The sequence below is a fragment of the Sphingomonas sp. OTU376 genome, from assembly GCF_038440415.1.
Taxonomy (GTDB): domain Bacteria; phylum Pseudomonadota; class Alphaproteobacteria; order Sphingomonadales; family Sphingomonadaceae; genus Sphingomonas; species Sphingomonas kyeonggiensis_A.
The window spans coordinates 24,380-42,553 of sequence record NZ_JASATQ010000026.1; the positions used below are offsets into that span (position 1 = coordinate 24,380).

Genomic DNA, 18,174 nt, shown 5'->3' on the forward strand with positions numbered 1-18,174 from the left:
CGCGTACATGCCCCGATTGGCGCTCGTGATGATCGTGCGAGACGAGGAAAGGTGCCTGGCGCGCTGCCTGGAAAGCGCCCGCGACCATGTCGACACGATGATCGTGGTCGATACCGGATCGACCGACGACACGGTCGCGATCGCCGAGCGCTGCGGCGCCACGGTGCACCACTTCACCTGGTGCGACGATTTCGCCGCCGCCCGCAATGCCGCGCTCGACCTTTCGGATGCCGACTGGAACCTGATCCTCGATGCCGACCAGTGGATCGAGGGCGATGCCGACGCGCTCGGGCCCGAGACGCTGCCGCCCGCCTTCATCGCGGCACAGCGCTTCCTCGGCTGCGCACACATGATCAACCAGGATCCGGCTGAAGGCCCGGGAGTGCGCAGGCTGGTGCCGCGCGTGCTGCCGCGCGGGGTGCGCTATGAAGGGCGCATCCATGAGCAGCCGGCCTCCTCGCTACCGCTGGTGCCGCTGTCGCTGTCGTTGAGGCATGACGGATTCGACGAGGCGCAGCTCGCCCGCAAGGCCGGGCGCAACGAAGCGCTGCTGGTCGCTCAGCTCGCCGAGACCCCCGGGGATTCCTATCTCTGGTACCAGCTCGGCCGCGAGCATCTGGTGCGCGGCAAGCCAGGCGAGGCCGCCGATGCGCTGCTCACCGCCCACCGCACCGGCGCTGCGGGCAATGCATGGCACCACGGCACCGTCGTCGGCGCGCTGCAGGCGCTCAAGCGCGCCGAACGGTTCGAGGAAGCGCTGGCATTCGCCGACCTGGAGCATCGCAACTGGCAGCGTTCGCCCGACTTCTATTTCGCTGTCGCCGACCTCTATCTCGACTGGGCGAGCCGCAATCCGGCAACTGCGATGAGCGAGCTGCTGCCGATCGCCGAGATGTCGTGGAAGCGTTGCCTCGAGATCGGCGAGCAGCCGGATCTGGATGGGTCGGTGGAAGGCTGCGGCAGCCATCTCGCCGCAGGCAATCTCGCAATGCTCTACGAGACGCTGGGGATCGACGACGAAGCGCGGGTTTATGCCGAGATGGCCACCAGCATGCGCCAGCGGATCACGGCATAGGGGAGGCAACTGCTACCCGGCTTTCGCCGGGGAATCGAGAAAGGCTTAAACGGTAAAGCTCTCGCCGCAGCCGCAGCTGCCCTTGGCATTCGGGTTCTGGAACACGAAGCCGGCGGTGAAGTCGTCTTCCTGCCAGTCCATCGTCGAGCCGATCAGGTAGAGGATCGAGCCGCTATCGACATAGAAAATGCCGCCGGGCGTCTCGATCTTCTCGTCGAACGGCTTGGCCTCGCTGACATAGTCGACCGAATAGGCCAGCCCCGAGCAGCCGCGCCGCGGAGTCGACAGCTTGACGCCCACCGTGCCCTCCGGCGCCTTGGCCATCAGGTCGGCGATACGCTGCTCGGCGGCCGGCGTCAGGATCAGCGCGGCAGGGCGGGTACGGGTGGCGGTGGTCATCACAGCATCCCCAGTTCGAGCTTGGCCTCGTCGCTCATCTTCTGCGGATCCCATGGCGGATCCCAGACTAGATTGACTTCGGCGTGGCCGATCCCCGCGACCGAACCGACGCGCAGCTCGACTTCGCCGGGCATCGATTCCGCCACCGGGCAATGCGGCGTGGTCAACGTCATCGTCACCGCGGCATGGCCGTCACTGGTGATGTCGACGCCGTAGATCAGGCCGAGATCATAGATGTTCACCGGGATCTCGGGATCATAGATCTCCTTGAGCGCGTCGATCACCGCTTCGTACAGCGCGCCGCCCGGCTCGGTGCCCGACAGCGCCTGCGGCTTCTGCGAGAGGAAACCGGCGAGATAATCGCGCTTGCGCTCGAACGTCTCGCTCACGTCCTCAACCGCATCGTCCACGCGCGCCTTGGGCGGCGGCGCGACTGCGTCCACCTGCTCGACTTCAATCTTACGCTCTTCGTTCATCCGAAGATCCTTGTGACCCGTTCTATTCCAGCAACCAGCGCGGCGATGTCGTCCGCGCCGTTGTACACTCCGAAGCTCGCCCGCGCCGTGGCCGGCACGCCGAGCAAGTCCATCAGCGGCTGGGCGCAGTGGTGCCCGGCGCGGATCGCGACATTGGCTTCATCCAATATGGTGGCGACGTCGTGCGGGTGCACCCCCTCCACCGCGAAACTGACGATGCCGGCGCTGTCGGCCGGGCCGAACAGCTTGACCGAATTGAGCTGCGACAGCGCCTCGCGCGCGCGCGTCACCAGCGCCGCCTCGTGCGCATGGATGCGCTCCAGCCCGATGCTATCCACGTAATCGATCGCCGCATGCAGCCCGACCACGCCGACGATATGCGGCGTCCCCGCCTCGAACCGTCCGGGCGGCGGGGCATAGGTCGTCTTCGCGAAGGTCACCCGGTCGATCATCGAGCCGCCCCCCTGATAGGGCGGCATCGCGTCGAGCAGCGCGTAGCGCCCCCAGAGCACGCCGATACCGGTCGGCCCGTAGAGCTTGTGGCCCGACATCACATAGAAGTCGCAGCCGATCTCGGCCACGTCGACGGGCATGCGCGGCACGGCCTGGCAGCCGTCGAGCAGCACCTTGGCGCCGACCCTGTGCGCCAGTTCGGTCGCGCGCTTGGCGTCGAGCACCGAGCCGAGCACGTTCGAGACATGGGCGAGTGCGACCAGCTTGTGGCGCTCGGTGAGCATGGCTTCCATCGCGTCGAGGTCGATCCGCTGGTCGGCGGTGAGCGGCACCACGTCGATCTCGGCGCCGATGCGCTCGGCGACCATCTGCCAGGGCACGATGTTCGAATGATGCTCGAGCGCGGAAAGCAGGATGCGGTCGCCAGCCTTCAACTGGGTGCCGGCCCAGCACTGCGCGACGAGGTTGATCCCCTCGGTCGCGCCGCGCACGAACACGACTTCGTTCTCGGCTCCACCCAGGAACTTCGCCACCCGCTTGCGCGCCGCCTCATAGGCCAGCGTCATGTCCGCGGAGCGCTGGTAGACGCCGCGATGCACGGTGGCATAGGTCTCGCCATATGCGCGATTGATCGCGTCGAGCACCGGCTTGGGCTTCTGCGAGGTCGCGGCGGTATCGAGATAATGCCAGCCGGCCGGGATCGCCGGGAAATCGGCGAGCACATCGAGCGGGCGGGTGTCGGCAGTCACGGTCATAGCGCTGTGTCCAGCCAGCGGTCCGCATCGGCGGCAAAGGCTTCGCGCACCGCCTCCTCGCCGATCCGGGCGATCGCATCGCCGACAAAGGCGCGGGTGAGCAGCGCCTGGGCGCGGGCATGATCGATGCCGCGGCTCTGTAGGTAGAAGAGCGCCATCTTGTCGAGCTCGCCGACCGTCGCGCCGTGGGCGCACTTCACGTCGTCGGCGAAGATCTCGAGCTCGGGCTTCAGGTTCACCGTCGCCGAGCGCTGGAGCAGCAAGCCGCGCAGCGACTGCTCGCCATCGGTCTGCTGCGCACCGCGCGCCACTTCGACCCGGGCAGCCAGGCTGGCGGCCGACTTGTCCGCCGCCACCGCGCGCCACAGCTGGCGCGACGTGCCTTCGAGCGCGTCGTGGCGCACCACCACCGCGGCTTCCTGCTTCTGCGAACCCGAGGTAAGCAGCGCGCCGCCCATCTCGGCGAATCCGCCCTTGCCGTTGACCAGCAGCGAACCGTCGATCCGGCTGCCCATGCCGCCGGCGCCGAGGAACACCGAGACCAGGCTCGCCGCCTCGCCCACTTCGGCTTCCTCGCGCAGCGAGACGAAGCCGTCGGACTGCAGCAGCCGCACCGAGCGCATCAGCCGCGCGCCGGTCTCCAGGCACAGGGTGGTCAACCGGTTGGCCCAGCCCGACCCCGCATAGGTCTCGACCACGCTCGCCACCGCGTCGGCGCCGAGCATCAGGCGGGCGGGCACATGGCTCTCGCCGCCCGTGCCGATATGGACGATCTGCACAGTGAGCGCGGCATGCTCGGGACCGAGATGCAGCGACCAGCCCTCGCCATCGGTGAGGCTGCCAAGCGGATGGTCGGTCGTCGCCAGCTGCTGCGTCACCTGCACCGGGCCGGGCTGCGAATGCGCGGGCTCGAAGCGACCATCGACGAACAACAGGCGCGGCCCCTCGATGTCGAGGAACAGGCCGGCCGGATCGACGCCGGTCGCATGCTGCGGCGTCGCGGCCGCCGCCTTGAGCGCGCCCATGTCGGCCCAGCGCCATTCCTCCTGGCGCGGCGTGGGGAGTTCGAGCAGCGTGTTCACGCCGCCAGGATCCCATAGCCTTCGCGCTCCAGCTCGAGCGCGAGCTCCGGCCCGCCCGAACGGACGATGCGGCCATCGGCGAGGATGTGCACGAAATCGGGCTGCACATAGTCGAGCAGCCGCTGGTAGTGGGTGATCAGCAGCACCGCCTTGTCGGGCGCGCGCATGATCCGGTTGATCCCCTCGCCCACCGCACGCAGCGCGTCGATGTCGAGGCCCGAATCGGTCTCGTCGAGGATCGCCAGCTTGGGGCTGATGATGCCCATCTGGACCATCTCGTTGCGCTTCTTCTCGCCGCCCGAGAAGCCGACATTGACCGGGCGCTTGAGCATCTCGACGTCCATGCCGAGCGCGTCGGCCTGAGCACGGGCCAGCTTGAGGAACTCGCCGCCCGAGAGCGGCGCCTCGCCCCGCGCGCGGCGCTGGCTGTTGAGCGCCTCGCGAACGAACTGCAGGTTCGAGATACCGGGGATCTCGACCGGATACTGGAAGCCGAGGAATAGGCCGGCGGCAGCGCGCTCGTGCGGCGCCAGCTCGAGTAGGTCCTGTCCCTCGAAGATCGCGCTGCCGCCGGTCGGCTCATAGCCCGGGCGGCCGCCCAGCGTATAGCCGAGCGTCGACTTGCCCGCGCCGTTCGGGCCCATGATCGCATGGACTTCGCCCGCGTTCACTTCGAGGCTGAGCCCCTTGAGGATTTCCTTGCCGTCGATTTCGGCGCGGAGGTCGGTGATCTTCAACATGTCTTGCGTCAGTTCCCTTGGGTGGCGCGCGCATCGGCGAGCGCCGCAATCATCGCTTCGCGCTTGTCCGCGAAGCATTGGCCGAGTTCCTGGTTGAGCGCGTCGAGCCGGCGCTTGCGCTCGTCAGCCGCGAGCGCCTTGTCCTGGCTGGCATCGAAGCGCGGCTGCATCGCGGTGAAGCACTGCACGGTGGACTCGCAGCCGATCCGGTCGATCGCGGCATCGCCGGTCGACTTGCGGGTGCGGCAGCTTGCCCTGCCCTTCTTGAAATCGGCATGGCCGCGCCAGTCCTTGAGCTTGCGGCCGATCACGGTGATCTCGTCCGCCCGCGCATCCTGCGCGAGCGTGGCGTCCTGGGCGGTAAGGAGAAGGGCGAGTGCCATCATCCGCGCTTCCCCGCGCGGATGCGTCGGCTGAAATCCTCGAGGATCGCCGGCTTGCGCGCCTCGATGCAGCCGCGCATCGCATCCTGGCTGAGCGCGCCCTGCCTGGCGCACTTCGCCGCCGCCTTGCACAGCTGGCCATCGACCGACGCGCTGCCGCTCGACTGGCTGAGGCTGCAGCCGAACTTGCCGTCGGCCCCGCGCGAAACATGGACCGAGATGCCCTCGAGCCGCTTGCCGACCACGACGATCTCGTTCTCGGGCGATTCCGGCACGTCCTGCGCGACGAAGAGGAGGAGCAAAGCCGCGATCATGGCCGACGCTCCGACTTGTCGGTGTCGTCGCGCTGCTGGCTGTTGCCGGTGGTGAAGCGCACCACCGGGCCGTCCGACGCGGGATTGGTCGGTGGCGAGATCGGCTTGACGCGCTGGCGTTCGGTCTCGCGGGTCTCCTCGCCATTGGCGACAGGGCCGATCCCGTTGGTCGGGAACGCGACCTTGGGCTGGACGAGCTTGGGCAGCTCGAACAGCTGCTTGCCGGGGGCGCTGGTGGTCGTCGCGGCAGCAGGCGCCGGCGCGGCGATCGCGGCCTGCTCGAGCACGCTCAGCTCGCGGCAATCGGTCACTTCGTCGGCGGTCTTCGCATAGCAAACCGGCGTCGCCTGGCACGCCGTGGTGTCGCGCCGCTGGCTACCGCTGGAAACCATCACCCGGCAATTGCGCAACTTGCCGTCCGCCCCTTTGTCGAACAGCATCGTGGTGCGGCCAAACGTGGCGCGCACGACGATCTGCGCTTCGTCCTCCACCGGCGCGCCGACCGCCTGGGTGGCGGGCACGTCCTGGGCGAGGAGAAGAAGGGCGGCGGCGAGGATCATGAAAGCCATCCGAACAGCAGGGCTATCAGAATGATGGCGACCGGGAGCCCGGCACCCAGCAGAAACTGGTAATAGCCGAACGGGTTGTCTGCCTTGGTAATGAGCGCCCCCCAATGCCAGGCGCGTTCAGTCTTCAGCGACCAGGCCATGATGCCTGCGCCAAACAACATGAACACCAGCCACGGCATAGCGGACATCACCCGACGCTGCCCTCCAGGCTGATTCCCAGCAGCTTCTGCGCCTCGACGGCGAATTCCATCGGCAGCTGCTGGAGCACTTCCTTGGCGAAGCCGTTGACGATCAGCGCCACCGCGGCTTCTTGATCCAGCCCGCGCTGCATCGCGTAGAACATCTGGTCCTCGCTGATCTTCGAGGTGGTCGCCTCATGCTCGATCTGCGCGGTAGGGTTCTTCACTTCGATATAGGGCACCGTATGCGCGCCGCACTGGTCGCCGAGCAGCAGGCTGTCGCACTGCGTGAAGTTGCGGACATTCTCGGCGCCGGCATTGACCAGCACCTTGCCGCGATAGGTATTGTCCGAGCGCCCGGCCGAGATGCCCTTCGACACGATCGTCGAGCGGGTGTTCTTGCCGATGTGCAGCATCTTGGTGCCGGTATCGGCCTGCTGGCGGCCATTGGTGACTGCGACCGAGTAGAATTCGCCGACCGAGCCGTCACCCTTGAGCACGCAGCTGGGATATTTCCAGGTGATCGCGCTGCCGGTCTCGACCTGGGTCCAGCTCACCTTCGAGTTCTTGCCCTCGCACAGCGCGCGCTTGGTGACGAAGTTGAAGATGCCGCCGACGCCGTTCTCGTCGCCCGGATACCAGTTCTGCACAGTGCTGTACTTGATCTCGGCATCGTCGAGCGCGACCAGCTCGACCACCGCGGCATGGAGCTGGTTCTCGTCGCGCATCGGGGCGGTGCAGCCCTCGAGATACGAGACATAGGCGCCCTTGTCGGCGACGATCAGGGTGCGCTCGAACTGGCCGGTATTCTCGGCATTGATCCGGAAATAGGTGCTCAGCTCCATCGGGCAGCGCACGCCTTCGGGAATGTAGACGAAGGTGCCGTCGGAGAAGACGGCGGCGTTCAGCGCGGAGAAGAAATTGTCGCGCACCGGCACGACCTTGCCGAGCCACTTCTTCACCAGCTCGGGATATTCGCGAATCGCCTCGCTGATCGAGCGGAAGATGACGCCCGCTTCCTCGAGCTCCTTGCGGAAGGTGGTGGCGACCGAGACGCTGTCGAATACCGCGTCGACCGCGATCTTGCGCGCGCCTTCCACGCCGGCGAGCACCTTCTGCTCCTCGATCGGGATGCCGAGCTTCTCATAGGTCCGCCGGATCTCGGGATCGAGATCGTCGAGGCTGTTGATCGTCTTCTTCTGCTTCGGCTCCGCGTAATAATACGCGTCCTGGTAGTCGATGTGCGGGATCTGCAGCTTCGCCCATTCCGGCAGGGTCATTTCCTGCCAGATGCGGAACGCCTTCAGCCGCCAGTCGAGCATCCACTCGGGCTCGCCCTTCTTGCCCGAGATGTAGCGGACGGTGTCCTCGCTCAGCCCCTTGGGCGCGAACTCCTGTTCGACGTCCGAGGCGAAGCCCCATTCATACTTCTTGTTGGCGGCCGCCAGTGCTTCCGCGTTCTTCGTAGCCATGCTTACACCTGCTCCCCGGCCAGCGCCGGGGTCCGGATCGAGTCTGCCGGAGTGTGCGCCACGGCCTCGGCCGGGACGCTGGAAATCTGGGCGAGGGAAATGCCCGCGAGCGCGCCCTTTACAGCACCGTTCACGACATTCCAGTGCGGCTTCACCTTGCAGCTGTCCTGCACGCAGCAATCCTGCTTGCCGGCATCAACGCAGCTGGTCAGCGCGATCGGGCCTTCGACGGCCTCGACAATGTCGGCTAGGGTGATCGCCGCCGCCGGACGCGCCAGGCGGAAGCCGCCGCCGGTGCCGCGCGCGCTCTCGATCAGGCCCGCGCCGGAGAGCTTGCTCACCAGCTTCTGCACGGTGGGAAGCGGCAGCCCGGTATCCTCGGCGAGCAGGGTCGCGTTGAGCCGGCACGTCGCGCCGCAATGGCGCGCCGCGGCGGACATCATCACGACCGCATAGTCAGCGAGGCTCGACAGGCGCACTTGAATTCCCTTGCCGCCCCTTCGCGCAACCGCGCTCCGGGCTCAATCGGACAAATATGTTCCGATTGGCCAAATGGGCTCAGCGGCGGCGAAGGTCAACCGATTCGGGGATCACATCCGGCAGGAAATGGAAGGTTTCGTTGTCGAGCGTCACCGCCAGTATCGGATCGATAGCCGCGCGCAGCGACGTCGGCGTGTGCCCCGTGAACTGCCGGATCTCGTTGATCATGTGCGACTGGTCCGAGAAGGGCTCGACCACTTCGTCCACGCTCGCGCCCTGATAGATGCGCATCGCCGCGCCGATCGCGCGAAACTTGCGCTTCAGGTGCGCCGGGCTGCCGGCGAAATAGTCCTTGCACAGCCGCTGGACCTGGCGCTCGCCGATGTTCGAGCTCTTGCGGATGCGCGCATAGAGATCGTCGATCGTCGGATCCTTGGTCGCCGCCCATTCGCGCACCGCGCGCAGGAAGACGAGATGCGCCGCCGGCACCGGTTTCACTTCGTGCTGGCGCATCTTGAGCAGCGGCTCGATCGCATCGATCATCTCGTCGAGCGTCTCCATCTTGTGGAGACGGTGCCAGAGCAGGCCGGCCTGCTCGCAGAACAGCTTCTCGCCATCGACGATATGGTCGGCGACCTTGTAGGCCGGCAGGCCGATCAGCGCCTTCCAGCCGATCGCGCGCAGCGACACGCCGAAACAGTGGAACGGGCCCTGCATGCGATAGGAGGCGGCGGCCGTGCCCGGGCCGTTGATCATCACCTTCTTGGTGCTCTCGCTATGCCCGTCCGGGAAGTGGACCGTGCCACTGCCCTTGATGACGAAGCGCAGCTGGCCGAGATCGACGCGCTCGATCCCCTCCAGGTCCGCGCCGTCATGGCGATAGAGATAGTAGGATTCCACGTGCGGGAGCAGCGCGCCCTCCGCCTTGCGGAATTCGATCTGAGGCCGCGGATCGCGGTCATTCTCAGCGGCCGGATGGGCCGGTTTCATCCTGGTTGCGCCCCGCATGTTATGCCCTGTTCATCCGAGTTTTCCCCTCCTCGGATTCCCTCTTTTGTGGGCCAAATATACCGCGTGGTCGCCAAATAGAAAAGTGGCCCGGTTAGCCGAAGCCAACCGGGCCAAAAGGAAAGGGTTCCCCCATTGAGCGGAAACCCCTCGGGTCGCAGTTCTCCTCTAGCCCGCCCCTCGGCCAGCGTATTGGAAGGAATCGACATACGCAGCTTTACGGAGGGAAAATCCGATGCGAAGGCCATGCCCATGACCTATGGCTTCCGCTCCGCGCTGTTCGCGCTCGATGCCGAGAAGGCGCACCGCGCCGCGATCCGCGCCCTCGCGCTCTGGGGATCGCTCGGCACGCCTTTTTCATCCGAAATGGTGCAATCGCCCATCCAATTGGGAGGATTGACCTTTCCGAACCGAATCGGGCTCGCGGCCGGGCTCGACAAGGATGCCGAGGCGATTCCGGGGCTGTTCGCGCTGGGCTTCGGCGCGGTCGAAGTCGGCACCCTCACCCCCCGTCCCCAGCCGGGCAATCCCAGGCCGCGGCTGTTCCGCCTGGTCGAGGACGAAGCGGTGATCAACCGCATGGGCTTCAACAATGGCGGGATCGACGCGGCGCTCGCGCGCATTGCGAAGCTCGGCCCGCGCAAGGGGCTGCTCGGCATCAATGTCGGCGCCAACAAGGACAGCGACGACCGCGTCGCCGACTATGCGCTGGGCGTCGGCAAGGCAGCGGCGCTCGCCGATTACATCACGATCAATGTCAGCTCGCCCAACACGCCGGGCCTGCGCGACCTGCAGAGCCGCCCGGCGCTCGACGAGCTGCTCGCCGCCAGCCATGCCGCGCGCGGCAAGACGCCGATCTTCCTCAAGGTCGCGCCCGATCTCGACCGCGCCGGGCTGGAGGGTGCGATCCAGGCGGCGGTCGACAATCATATCGATGCGCTGATCGTCTCGAACACCACCATCTCGCGCCCGCCGCTGCGCTCGGCCCATGGCGGGGAAGCGGGCGGCCTGTCGGGCAAGCCGCTCACCGAGCTCTCCCGCGCCAAGCTGGTCGAGGCACGGGAGATCGCCGGCGGCGCGCTGCCGCTGATCTCGGCGGGCGGGATCGACAGCCCGGACGAGGCCAAGCGCCGCATCGATGCGGGGGCGACGCTCGTCCAGGTCTATTCAGCGCTGGTCTACAAGGGCCCCGGCCTGGCCCGGGCGATCGCGAAGGCGCTGGCCTAGCCGGCCAGCTTCTTCAGCCGCAGCGACAGCGCGACATAGGTCGCGCCGGCGAAGATCGACACCCAGGCGATCAGCCATACCAGACTGATCGCGCCCGCGACCGGCCAGGCCAGCAACGCGATGCCGAAGGCGATCGAGGCGAGGCCGGCGAGGATCAGGAAGATCTCGCCCTCGATCTCCTTGCGCAGCGCGATCGCGCCGGCGACTTCCATCACGCCGGTGACCAGCGCCCAGGCGGCGATGAGCAGGAGGAGGACCTGCACGGTAACCCCCGGCCAGATGAAGGTTAGCAGGCCGGCGGCAATGCCCGCCAGGCCGGTCAGCACCAGCCACCAGCGCGGCGTGTCGCCGCTGCGCATGCCCGACATCGCGGCGGCGAGCGCGAACGCGCCGTCGGTCAGCGCATAGGCGCCCCAGACGATCGCCAGGGTGAGCAGCGCCACCCCCGGCCACAGCAGCGCGAGGAAGCCGAAGGCGATGCCCGCCGCGCCGCGCAGGGTGAACAGCCACCAGCGCTTGGCGAGTGCGCGCAGGAGCGAGGGAGATGCGAATGTCGAGGCGGTGGTCATGCGAACCCTCCTGTTGACCGCGATACCCGGAGAGATTGCGCCCGGTTATACCCCCACGCAACCATCCGATCGTTTGCCCCTGGCCGTAGCGTCTTTGCGCCCCGGTCAAAGCCCGCTACGGCTAGGGCCATGAAGAAGCTGATCCTGCTGTTCGCGTTCCTTGCCGCGCCCGTCGCGGCTTCGGCCCAGGGTGTGGTGAGTGCGGCGGACCCCCGCGCGGCGGCCGCCGGCACCGAGATCCTCAACGCGGGCGGCAGCGCCACCGACGCGGCGATCGCGACGATGCTCGCGCTCAACGTGGTGGAGCCGCAGAGCGCCGGCATCGGCGGCGGCGCCTTCTTCCTCCAGTACAATGTGAAGACCGGCAAGATCCGCACGATCGACGGGCGCGAGGCAGCCCCCATGGCGGCGGACAATCGCTGGTTCTACGGCCCGGACGGCCAGCCGCTCGACCACCGCGCCGCGGTCCCCGGCGGGCGCAGCGTCGGCGTGCCCGGTACGCTGCGCGCCATGGCGCTGGCGCATGCCCGCGGCGGCAGGCTGCCCTGGGCCCGGCTGTTCCAGCCCGCGATCCGGCTCGCCCGCGACGGCTTCGACGTCTCGCCCCGCCTCAACAACGCCCTGCGCAGCTATGCCCCGCATGTCGATGTCGGCACCCGCGCCATCTATTACGGCGCCGACGGCAAGCCGATCGCCACCGGCACCCGCGTCACCAACCCGCAACAGGCCGCGCTGCTCGAGCGCGTCGCGAAGCTCGGCCCTGACAGCTTCTATGTCGGCCCCCAGGCCGAGAAGCTGGTCGCCACCGTCAACAACGCCGCGCGCAACCCGTCGAAGATGACGACCGGCGACCTCGCCGCCTATGCCGCCAAGGACCGCCCGGTGCTCTGCGGCACCTACCGCGCCTACAAGATCTGCTCGATGGGCCCGCCCTCCTCGGGCGGCGTCACCGTGCTGATGATCCTGGCGCAGCTTGAGCGCTTCGACATGGCGAAGCTCGGCAAGGACAATCCCGTCGCCTGGCACCTGTTCGCCGAGAGCTCGCGCCTCGCCTATGCCGACCGCGACATGTATGTCGGCGATCCGGACTATGTGCAGGTGCCGCTGGCCGGCCTGCTCAACCGCAAGTATCTCGCCGGCCGCTCGGCGCTGATCTCGCCCGACAAGAGCATGGCCGTGGTCGAGGCCGGCAAGCCCGTGGGCGCGCCGAAGCGGATCAAGGCGCAGAGCATGGAAGTGCACGGCACCACCTCGCTCTCCATCGTCGACAAGGCCGGCAATGTCACCCAGGTGACAACCACGATCGAGAGCCCGTTCGGCTCGGGCCTGTCGGTCGACGGCACGATGCTGAACAACGAGCTGACCGATTTCGACATCGTCCCCGAGAAGGACGGCTATCTCGTCGCCAACCGGGTCGAGGGCGGCAAGCGCCCGCGCAGCTCGATGGCGCCGACGATCGTCTATGGCCCGGATGGTAAGGTCCGCCTCGCGATCGGCGCGGCCGGCGGCTCGACGATCATCGCACAGGTGGCGAAGGGCATCATCGGCGTGGTCGACTGGAAGCTTTCGGCCCAGGACGCGATCGGCCTCGGCCTGCTCTATGCGCCGGGCATGATGGCGACTGCCGAGAAGGGCACCCAGCTTGACGCGATGGTCCCGGCGCTGCAGGCGTTGGGCGAGAAGGTGCAATCGGGCCCGCTCGGGCTCAAGATGAATGCGGTCGAGCGGGTGAAGGGCCGCTGGACCGGCGGCGCCGATCCGCGCAGCGAGGGCGTCGTGATGGACCAACAGGGCCACACGACCGTTATCACCCGCGTGGGCGCGCAGCCGAACCGGCCGTCGGAATAAGGCGGGACGCCCCGGAAAGGGGTGCCCGTATGGGGAGAGGGAATGCGTAGGCTCGAACGGTTTGAGAACCTGGTCCAGATGTTCTTCGCGCGCGCGCGGGAAAAGGGCGACGCGCCCTTCCTCTGGCACAAGGCGGGCGGGAAATGGCAGCCGACCAGCTGGGCGGAAGCCGCGCGGCAGGTGGCAAGCCTGTCGGCGGCGCTCACCGCGCTCGGCCTGAAGCGCGGCGACCGGGTGATGCTCGTCTCGGAGAACCGCCCGGAATTCTGCATCAGCGACCTGGCGATCATGGCCGCGGGCTGCGTGACGGTGCCGACCTACACGACCAACACCGAGCGCGACCACCAGCACATCATCGAGAACTCGGGCGCCTGCGCGATCATCGTCTCGAACGGCAAGCTGGCCAAGACGCTGCTGCCGGCGGCGATCCGCGCGTCCACCGCCCGGATGATCATCGGGCTGGAAGACCTGCGCGTCGGGCAGCAGAGCAGCCTGGAATTCCATGACTGGCGCGCGTTGATCGCGAAGCACGACACCGATCCGCGCGGCGTCTCGTGCAACTGGCGGCGCGAAGACCTGGCCTGCATCATCTACACCAGCGGCACCGGCGGCTCCCCGCGCGGCGTGATGCAGCACCACGGCGCGATCCTGTGCAACGTCGAGGGCTGCTGCACGATCATCTCCGAGGATTTCGGCTGGGAGGACGAAGTGTTCCTCAGCTTCCTGCCGCTCAGCCACGCCTATGAGCATACCGGCGGCCAGTTCTTCCCGATCGGGCTCGGCGCGCAGATCTATTATTCCGAAGGGCTGGAGAAGCTCGCCTCGAACATCGAGGAAGTGCGCCCGACGCTGATGGTCGTCGTACCCCGCCTGTTCGAGGTGCTGCGCACCCGCATCGTCAAGCAGGTCGAGAAGCAGGGCAATTTCGCCAATTTCCTGCTCGACAAGGCGGTGGCGATCGGCGGACGCAAGGCGGCGGGCAATTCGGGGCTCCGCGACCTGCCGATGAACCTGCTGCTCGGCGCCACGCTCAAGCCCAAGCTCGCCAGGAAGTTCGGCGGGCGGATCAAGGCGATGGTCTCGGGCGGCGCGCCGCTCAATCCGGAAGTCGGCATCTTCTTCCAGAGCCTCGGCATCACCTTCCTCCAGGGCTATGGCCAGACCGAGGCCGCCCCTGTGATCTCGTGCAACCGGCCCAAGGCCGGGCTCAAGATGGACACGGTCGGCCCGCCCTTGCCCGATGTCGAGGTCCGCATCGCCGATGACGGCGAGATCCTGGTGCGCGGCGAGCTCGTGATGCACGGCTATTGGCGCAACGAGGAAGAGACCAGGCGCGTCCTCAAGGACGGCTGGCTCTATACCGGCGACATCGGCCATATCGACGAGAAGGGCCGCATCAAGATCACCGATCGCAAGAAGGACATCATCGTCAACGACAAGGGCGACAATGTCGCGCCCCAGAAGGTCGAGGGCATGCTGACGCTGCAGCCCGAGATCGTCCAGGCGATGATCGCCGGCGACAAGAAGCCCTATATGTCCGCGGTGATCGTCCCCGATCCCGAATGGACCGCCGAATGGTGCGCCCACACGGCGACCAAGTGCGACTTCAAGGAGCTGTCGCACGATCCCGACTACAAGGCGGCGCTCGGCGCGGCGGTGGAGCGGGTCAACAAGGACCTGTCGGTGATCGAGCGCGTCCGCAAGTTCATCGTCGCCGACGAACCCTTCACGATCGAGAACGAGCAGTTGACCCCCTCGCTCAAGATCCGCCGCCACATCCTGAAGGCGGTCTATGGCGACCGGCTCGACGCGCTCTACCGCACGAACACCCCGCCGATGGAAGATCCGAAGAAGGATTGATCGCCGCACGCGTCATCCCGGCGAAAGCCGGGATCTCGTGCGGCTCTTTCCCCCGCGCCTTCGCCTGAGATCCCGGCTTTCGCCGGGATGACGATAGGAAACCGGGACGACGAAACGAAAAAGGCCGGGGCTTCCACCCCGGCCTTTCGCATTTCAGTCGGGCCGCCGGAGCCTCACTTCGCCTCCGGCACCACCTTCACCGTCCAGTCCTTGTCCGGGCGGAGATACTTCATCGCCAGGCCCTGCACATCGGCCGGGCTCACCCGCGAATAGTCCTGGGCCAGCGTCTCGACCGCGGCGATGCGTGCCGGGTCATAGGTGCCGCCCTCGACCAGGCGCATCCAGAACATGTTGCCCGACGACATGCGCAGGATCTGCTGCTTGAGCGGAGTCAGCGCGCGGTTGAGCTCGTCGGCATCGACCGGCTTCGCGACGAGATCGGCCGCGATCTTGCGCGACAGCTCGAAGAAGAAGTCGACCTTGTCCGGCGGCACCATGCCGAGCGCCATGATCTTGCCGCCGGTCGACAGGCCGAGCGGCCACTGGCTCGCCACCTGCGGCGAGTAGCTGACGCCCGCCTGGCTGCGCAGCTGGTCGAGCAGCCGGTCGCGGAAGATCGCGGCGAGCACCTCGAGCTTGCGGCTCTCGGTAATGCCGCCATTGGCGGTGCCGCCGCCGGTCGGCCAGGCGATCACCGCCGCCGCCTGGTTGGGCTGGCCGGTATGGGTCAGCGTCACCGGGGTGGCGACATGCGCGGGGAACTCGAACGGCACGGGCGGCGCCATGCTGGCGACGCGCGGCTTGAGCGCGCCGAAGGTGGCGGCCACGGCCTTCACCGTCGCCTCGGCATCCATGTCGCCGAACACCTCGACTTCGATCGGGCCGGTCGCCAGCAGCGGCTCCCAGAACTTGCGGAAGCTGGCCGGGGTGGTCGCCTCGATCACTGACTTGGACGGCACGCCCCAGCGCGGATCGCCATTGTGGAGCAGCCGCTCCAGGTCGCGGCTCATCACCGCGTCCGGCGAGGCCGAGAGGCCGGCATAGCCCGACAGGATGCCCGCCTTGGCGCGGTTGACCGGGTTCGGATCCCAGGCCGGCGCGGACAGCTTGGTGGCGAGCAGCCTGAGCTGGTCGGACAGGTCGTCCTTGGTCGTCTGCGCGCGCAGGGTGAAGGCATCGTCGTCGATGTCGAAGTCGGCGCCGATCTGGCGGTTGCCCGTCAGATAGTCGAGCTCCTCCTGTCCGTACTTGCCGACGCCGCTGGCGACGAGCGCCGGCTCACCGGCCCAGGCCGGGGTCGCGCCCTTGTTGGGCAGGCTCGACAGGCCGCCGCCGAAGCGCACGTTCACATAGACCTTGCCGGTCTCCGACGGGTCCTGGCGCATCAGCAGCGTGACGCCATTGGCAAAGGCGAGCTTCTCGATGCCGGTGCCCGGCAGGATCTGCTCGCGGCTGGCCACCTTGCCCGGCAGGCCAAGCTTGGGCAGCGCCGCGAAGCTGACATTGCCCAGCACCTTGCGCTTGCCGGCACCGGCGACATTGGCCTCGAGCGCCGAGGCCACCTTGGTGGTGATCGCCGGATCGGGCGCGTGCAGGTTCACGATCGCGCGCGTCGCGGTACCCTGGAACACCGTCTTCGACGAAGCGAGCACGGTGGCGGGGGTGAACATCTTGCCGTCCACCGCGCCCTTGAAGATCGCATAGGAGAATTCGGGGGTCGTCACCGTCTCGTTGATGTCGACCGCCTCGGCCAGGTCGTCGGCGAGCTTGGCGCCTGCATCCACCGGCGCGGTGTTGATCCGCTGCTGCATCGACGATGCGATCTCGGCGACTTCGCGGTCGATCTCGGCCTGGGTCGGCGCGGTCGCCTGGGCATCGGCGATCACCGCGCGCACGTCGCGCAGCGCGGCTTCCCAGTCGTCGCCGACCGGCAGCACCTGCACCGTGGTGATGTTGGCCGATCGCGCCAGGTCGCTCAGATCCGCGCCGGCGGCGATATAGGTGCCGCCCGAGCGGGCCCGGGTCTCGAGCCGGCGATTGATGATTCGGATCGCGACCAGGTCGATCATCCGCTTCTGGTTGAAGATCACCGTGTCGCCATCGACGGTCCAGGGGCGGACGATCGTGATCGTGGTGAGCACCGGCAGCGCGGGCTCGACGATGCTGGCCGAGACCGGCTTGCCCGCCACGGGCTTGCCGAAATCGGGACTCGGCACGGCCGGGCCGGTGCCCTTCCAGTCCGAGAAATGCTTGACGATCATCTGCTCGAGCAGCGCCGGATCGACATCGCCGATCGCGATGATCGTGGCACGCTCGGGGCGGTACCAGCGGTCATGGAAGGCCTGGACGCTCGCCGGGGTGGCGTCGTTCAGCGTCTCCACCGTGCCGATCGGGTCGCGCTGGGCGAGCGGCTGGCCGGCGAACATCAGGTCCAGCATCGCGTCGCGCAGGCGCACCTGCGGGCCCGGCTGCTCGCGCTGCTCGGCCAGCACCACCGGGCGCTCCGAATTGAGGATCGGCTGGGTGATCTCGGGGCCGGACATCATGCCGGCCAGGATCTTGAAGCTCTCGTCGAGCCCGGCCGGCGTCGCCATCGGCAGGTCGAGCTTGTAGGTGGTGGCGGTGAAGGTGGTGCTCGCGTTCGAGTCCGAGCCGAAGGTCACGCCCAGCCGCTGCCAGATGCGCTTCGATTCGCCGTCGGGCACGTGCACCGAGCCGCGGAACGAGAGATGCTCGAGCAAATGCGCGAAGCCCCGCTCGCTGTCCTGCTCCATCAGCGAGCCGACATCCATGCGGACGCGGACCGAGACCTGCCCCGGCGGCACGCCGTTCTTGCGCACCGCATAGCGCACGCCGTTGGAAAGCCGGCCGAACTTCCAGGCATCGTCATGGACCAGGTCGCTCTTCTCGTAGAGCCAGGGATCCTTGGCGGTCTGGACCGGCCGCCCCACCGTCTTGGTGTCGGGCACGCCCGGGGGGTTGGTATTCTGCTGGGCCTGGGCCGGCAGCACCGGGGCGAGCGAGGCAAGGGCGAGGAGCGCGAGAGGCGCACGCAGGAAAGAGTGCATAGCTGTCCATCTAGGAGCGAAGCGCCGGGCATGCCAGCGCGAACCTTGCTCCCAGATGTATGAAAAGCCGGGACGGCTACGTTACGAACCCGCCCCCATGCGCCGCGTCAGGGCCATGTTTTGGACCCATCGCCCGCCTAGAAAACAGCCTGTGGGCAAGTCCCGCGAGTCGAAGAGGCAGCGTAACAGCGAGTCAGTCAGCAAGGTCAGGTGCAGT

General features: G+C 67.5%; 18 protein-coding genes. 4 read left to right on the forward strand and 14 right to left on the reverse strand.

Going from position 1 to position 18,174, the window contains the following annotated elements; translation table 11 throughout:
* The first annotated feature begins 7 nt into the window (after nt 1–7).
* Nucleotides 8–1,075, forward strand: a complete 1,068-nt coding sequence (locus AAHM44_RS12685) for a glycosyltransferase family 2 protein (RefSeq protein WP_269573940.1) — start codon at nt 8–10, stop codon at nt 1,073–1,075.
* A gap of 45 nt (nt 1,076–1,120) precedes the next feature.
* Here the strand turns inward: AAHM44_RS12685 and AAHM44_RS12690 are convergent, their stop codons facing one another.
* The 12 genes from AAHM44_RS12690 to AAHM44_RS12745 all read right to left on the reverse strand — a co-directional run bounded on the left by AAHM44_RS12690 (nt 1,121) and on the right by AAHM44_RS12745 (nt 9,367).
* Entirely contained in the window at nt 1,121–1,474 is a 354-nt protein-coding gene (locus AAHM44_RS12690; RefSeq protein WP_184161162.1) for a HesB/IscA family protein, read from the reverse strand.
* A complete protein-coding gene (locus tag AAHM44_RS12695) occupies nt 1,474–1,950 on the reverse strand; it encodes an SUF system Fe-S cluster assembly protein (RefSeq protein ID WP_184161165.1) in 477 nt (158 codons plus the stop codon). Before AAHM44_RS12695 ends, AAHM44_RS12690 begins: the two co-directional genes overlap by 1 nt.
* Nucleotides 1,947–3,158, reverse strand: a complete 1,212-nt coding sequence (locus tag AAHM44_RS12700; protein ID WP_342250206.1) for a cysteine desulfurase — start codon at nt 3,156–3,158, stop codon at nt 1,947–1,949. The genes AAHM44_RS12695 and AAHM44_RS12700 overlap by 4 nt, the downstream gene beginning before the upstream one ends.
* A complete protein-coding gene (locus AAHM44_RS12705) occupies nt 3,155–4,240 on the reverse strand; it encodes a SufD family Fe-S cluster assembly protein (RefSeq protein ID WP_269573938.1) in 1,086 nt (361 codons plus the stop codon). The genes AAHM44_RS12700 and AAHM44_RS12705 overlap by 4 nt, the downstream gene beginning before the upstream one ends.
* Entirely contained in the window at nt 4,237–4,980 is a 744-nt protein-coding gene (gene sufC / locus AAHM44_RS12710; protein ID WP_269573937.1) for a Fe-S cluster assembly ATPase SufC, read from the reverse strand. Before sufC ends, AAHM44_RS12705 begins: the two co-directional genes overlap by 4 nt.
* A gap of 8 nt (nt 4,981–4,988) precedes the next feature.
* Complete coding sequence (locus tag AAHM44_RS12715; protein ID WP_342250207.1) at nt 4,989–5,363, reverse strand: hypothetical protein; 375 nt, start codon at nt 5,361–5,363, stop codon at nt 4,989–4,991.
* Nucleotides 5,363–5,677, reverse strand: a complete 315-nt coding sequence (locus AAHM44_RS12720; protein WP_342250208.1) for a hypothetical protein — start codon at nt 5,675–5,677, stop codon at nt 5,363–5,365. Before AAHM44_RS12720 ends, AAHM44_RS12715 begins: the two co-directional genes overlap by 1 nt.
* Nucleotides 5,674–6,237 carry a hypothetical protein gene (locus tag AAHM44_RS12725; protein ID WP_342250209.1) on the reverse strand — a complete coding sequence of 188 codons (564 nt, stop codon included), beginning with the start codon at nt 6,235–6,237 and terminating at the stop codon, nt 5,674–5,676. The genes AAHM44_RS12720 and AAHM44_RS12725 overlap by 4 nt, the downstream gene beginning before the upstream one ends.
* Nucleotides 6,234–6,434 carry a hypothetical protein gene (locus AAHM44_RS12730; RefSeq protein ID WP_269573933.1) on the reverse strand — a complete coding sequence of 67 codons (201 nt, stop codon included), beginning with the start codon at nt 6,432–6,434 and terminating at the stop codon, nt 6,234–6,236. Before AAHM44_RS12730 ends, AAHM44_RS12725 begins: the two co-directional genes overlap by 4 nt.
* Nucleotides 6,434–7,897 (reverse strand): Fe-S cluster assembly protein SufB, encoded by a 1,464-nt coding sequence (gene sufB / locus AAHM44_RS12735; protein WP_269573932.1) that lies wholly within the window; start codon nt 7,895–7,897, stop codon nt 6,434–6,436. Before sufB ends, AAHM44_RS12730 begins: the two co-directional genes overlap by 1 nt.
* A 2-nt stretch (nt 7,898–7,899) precedes the next feature.
* The gene (locus AAHM44_RS12740) at nt 7,900–8,376 is read right to left on the reverse strand and encodes an SUF system Fe-S cluster assembly regulator (protein WP_269573931.1); all 477 of its coding nucleotides are present in this window, start codon (nt 8,374–8,376) and stop codon (nt 7,900–7,902) included.
* 79 nt (nt 8,377–8,455) lie between these two features.
* Complete coding sequence (locus AAHM44_RS12745) at nt 8,456–9,367, reverse strand: helix-turn-helix domain-containing protein (protein WP_269573930.1); 912 nt, start codon at nt 9,365–9,367, stop codon at nt 8,456–8,458.
* A gap of 270 nt (nt 9,368–9,637) precedes the next feature.
* Here AAHM44_RS12745 and AAHM44_RS12750 point away from each other — a divergent pair, with 270 nt between their 5' ends.
* Nucleotides 9,638–10,612 carry a quinone-dependent dihydroorotate dehydrogenase gene (locus AAHM44_RS12750; protein ID WP_342250210.1) on the forward strand — a complete coding sequence of 325 codons (975 nt, stop codon included), beginning with the start codon at nt 9,638–9,640 and terminating at the stop codon, nt 10,610–10,612.
* On the opposite strand, the gene AAHM44_RS12755 is transcribed toward AAHM44_RS12750, so the two are convergent.
* A complete protein-coding gene (locus AAHM44_RS12755) occupies nt 10,609–11,181 on the reverse strand; it encodes an HdeD family acid-resistance protein (RefSeq protein WP_269573928.1) in 573 nt (190 codons plus the stop codon). The two genes, AAHM44_RS12750 and AAHM44_RS12755, sit on opposite strands and share 4 nt — an antisense overlap.
* 129 nt (nt 11,182–11,310) lie before the next feature.
* On the opposite strand from AAHM44_RS12755, the gene ggt reads away from it, so the two are divergent.
* The gene (gene ggt / locus AAHM44_RS12760; protein WP_269573927.1) at nt 11,311–13,029 is read left to right on the forward strand and encodes a gamma-glutamyltransferase; all 1,719 of its coding nucleotides are present in this window, start codon (nt 11,311–11,313) and stop codon (nt 13,027–13,029) included.
* Between the two features lie 42 nt (nt 13,030–13,071).
* On the forward strand, nt 13,072–14,889 hold the full coding sequence (locus tag AAHM44_RS12765) for an AMP-dependent synthetase/ligase (protein ID WP_342250211.1): 1,818 nt from the start codon (nt 13,072–13,074) through the stop codon (nt 14,887–14,889).
* A 173-nt stretch (nt 14,890–15,062) separates the two neighbouring features.
* Here AAHM44_RS12765 and AAHM44_RS12770 read toward each other — a convergent pair whose 3' ends face one another.
* Nucleotides 15,063–17,957 carry a M16 family metallopeptidase gene (locus AAHM44_RS12770; protein ID WP_342250212.1) on the reverse strand — a complete coding sequence of 965 codons (2,895 nt, stop codon included), beginning with the start codon at nt 17,955–17,957 and terminating at the stop codon, nt 15,063–15,065.
* Nucleotides 17,958–18,174: the final 217 nt, after the last annotated feature.

Coding starts and splice junctions, on each gene's coding strand:
- AAHM44_RS12730 (WP_269573933.1), bottom strand. CDS start 6,434: ATGTCCGCTATGCCGTGGCTGGTGTTCATGTTGTTTGGCGCAGGCATC.
- AAHM44_RS12725 (WP_342250209.1), bottom strand. CDS start 6,237: ATGATCCTCGCCGCCGCCCTTCTTCTCCTCGCCCAGGACGTGCCCGCC.
- AAHM44_RS12750 (WP_342250210.1), top strand. CDS start 9,638: ATGACCTATGGCTTCCGCTCCGCGCTGTTCGCGCTCGATGCCGAGAAG.
- AAHM44_RS12765 (WP_342250211.1), top strand. CDS start 13,072: ATGCGTAGGCTCGAACGGTTTGAGAACCTGGTCCAGATGTTCTTCGCG.
- AAHM44_RS12715 (WP_342250207.1), bottom strand. CDS start 5,363: ATGGCACTCGCCCTTCTCCTTACCGCCCAGGACGCCACGCTCGCGCAG.
- ggt (WP_269573927.1), top strand. CDS start 11,311: ATGAAGAAGCTGATCCTGCTGTTCGCGTTCCTTGCCGCGCCCGTCGCG.
- AAHM44_RS12720 (WP_342250208.1), bottom strand. CDS start 5,677: ATGATCGCGGCTTTGCTCCTCCTCTTCGTCGCGCAGGACGTGCCGGAA.
- AAHM44_RS12690 (WP_184161162.1), bottom strand. CDS start 1,474: ATGACCACCGCCACCCGTACCCGCCCTGCCGCGCTGATCCTGACGCCG.
- AAHM44_RS12700 (WP_342250206.1), bottom strand. CDS start 3,158: ATGACCGTGACTGCCGACACCCGCCCGCTCGATGTGCTCGCCGATTTC.
- sufB (WP_269573932.1), bottom strand. CDS start 7,897: ATGGCTACGAAGAACGCGGAAGCACTGGCGGCCGCCAACAAGAAGTAT.
- AAHM44_RS12745 (WP_269573930.1), bottom strand. CDS start 9,367: ATGAAACCGGCCCATCCGGCCGCTGAGAATGACCGCGATCCGCGGCCT.
- AAHM44_RS12695 (WP_184161165.1), bottom strand. CDS start 1,950: ATGAACGAAGAGCGTAAGATTGAAGTCGAGCAGGTGGACGCAGTCGCG.
- AAHM44_RS12770 (WP_342250212.1), bottom strand. CDS start 17,957: ATGCACTCTTTCCTGCGTGCGCCTCTCGCGCTCCTCGCCCTTGCCTCG.
- sufC (WP_269573937.1), bottom strand. CDS start 4,980: ATGTTGAAGATCACCGACCTCCGCGCCGAAATCGACGGCAAGGAAATC.
- AAHM44_RS12755 (WP_269573928.1), bottom strand. CDS start 11,181: ATGACCACCGCCTCGACATTCGCATCTCCCTCGCTCCTGCGCGCACTC.
- AAHM44_RS12685 (WP_269573940.1), top strand. CDS start 8: ATGCCCCGATTGGCGCTCGTGATGATCGTGCGAGACGAGGAAAGGTGC.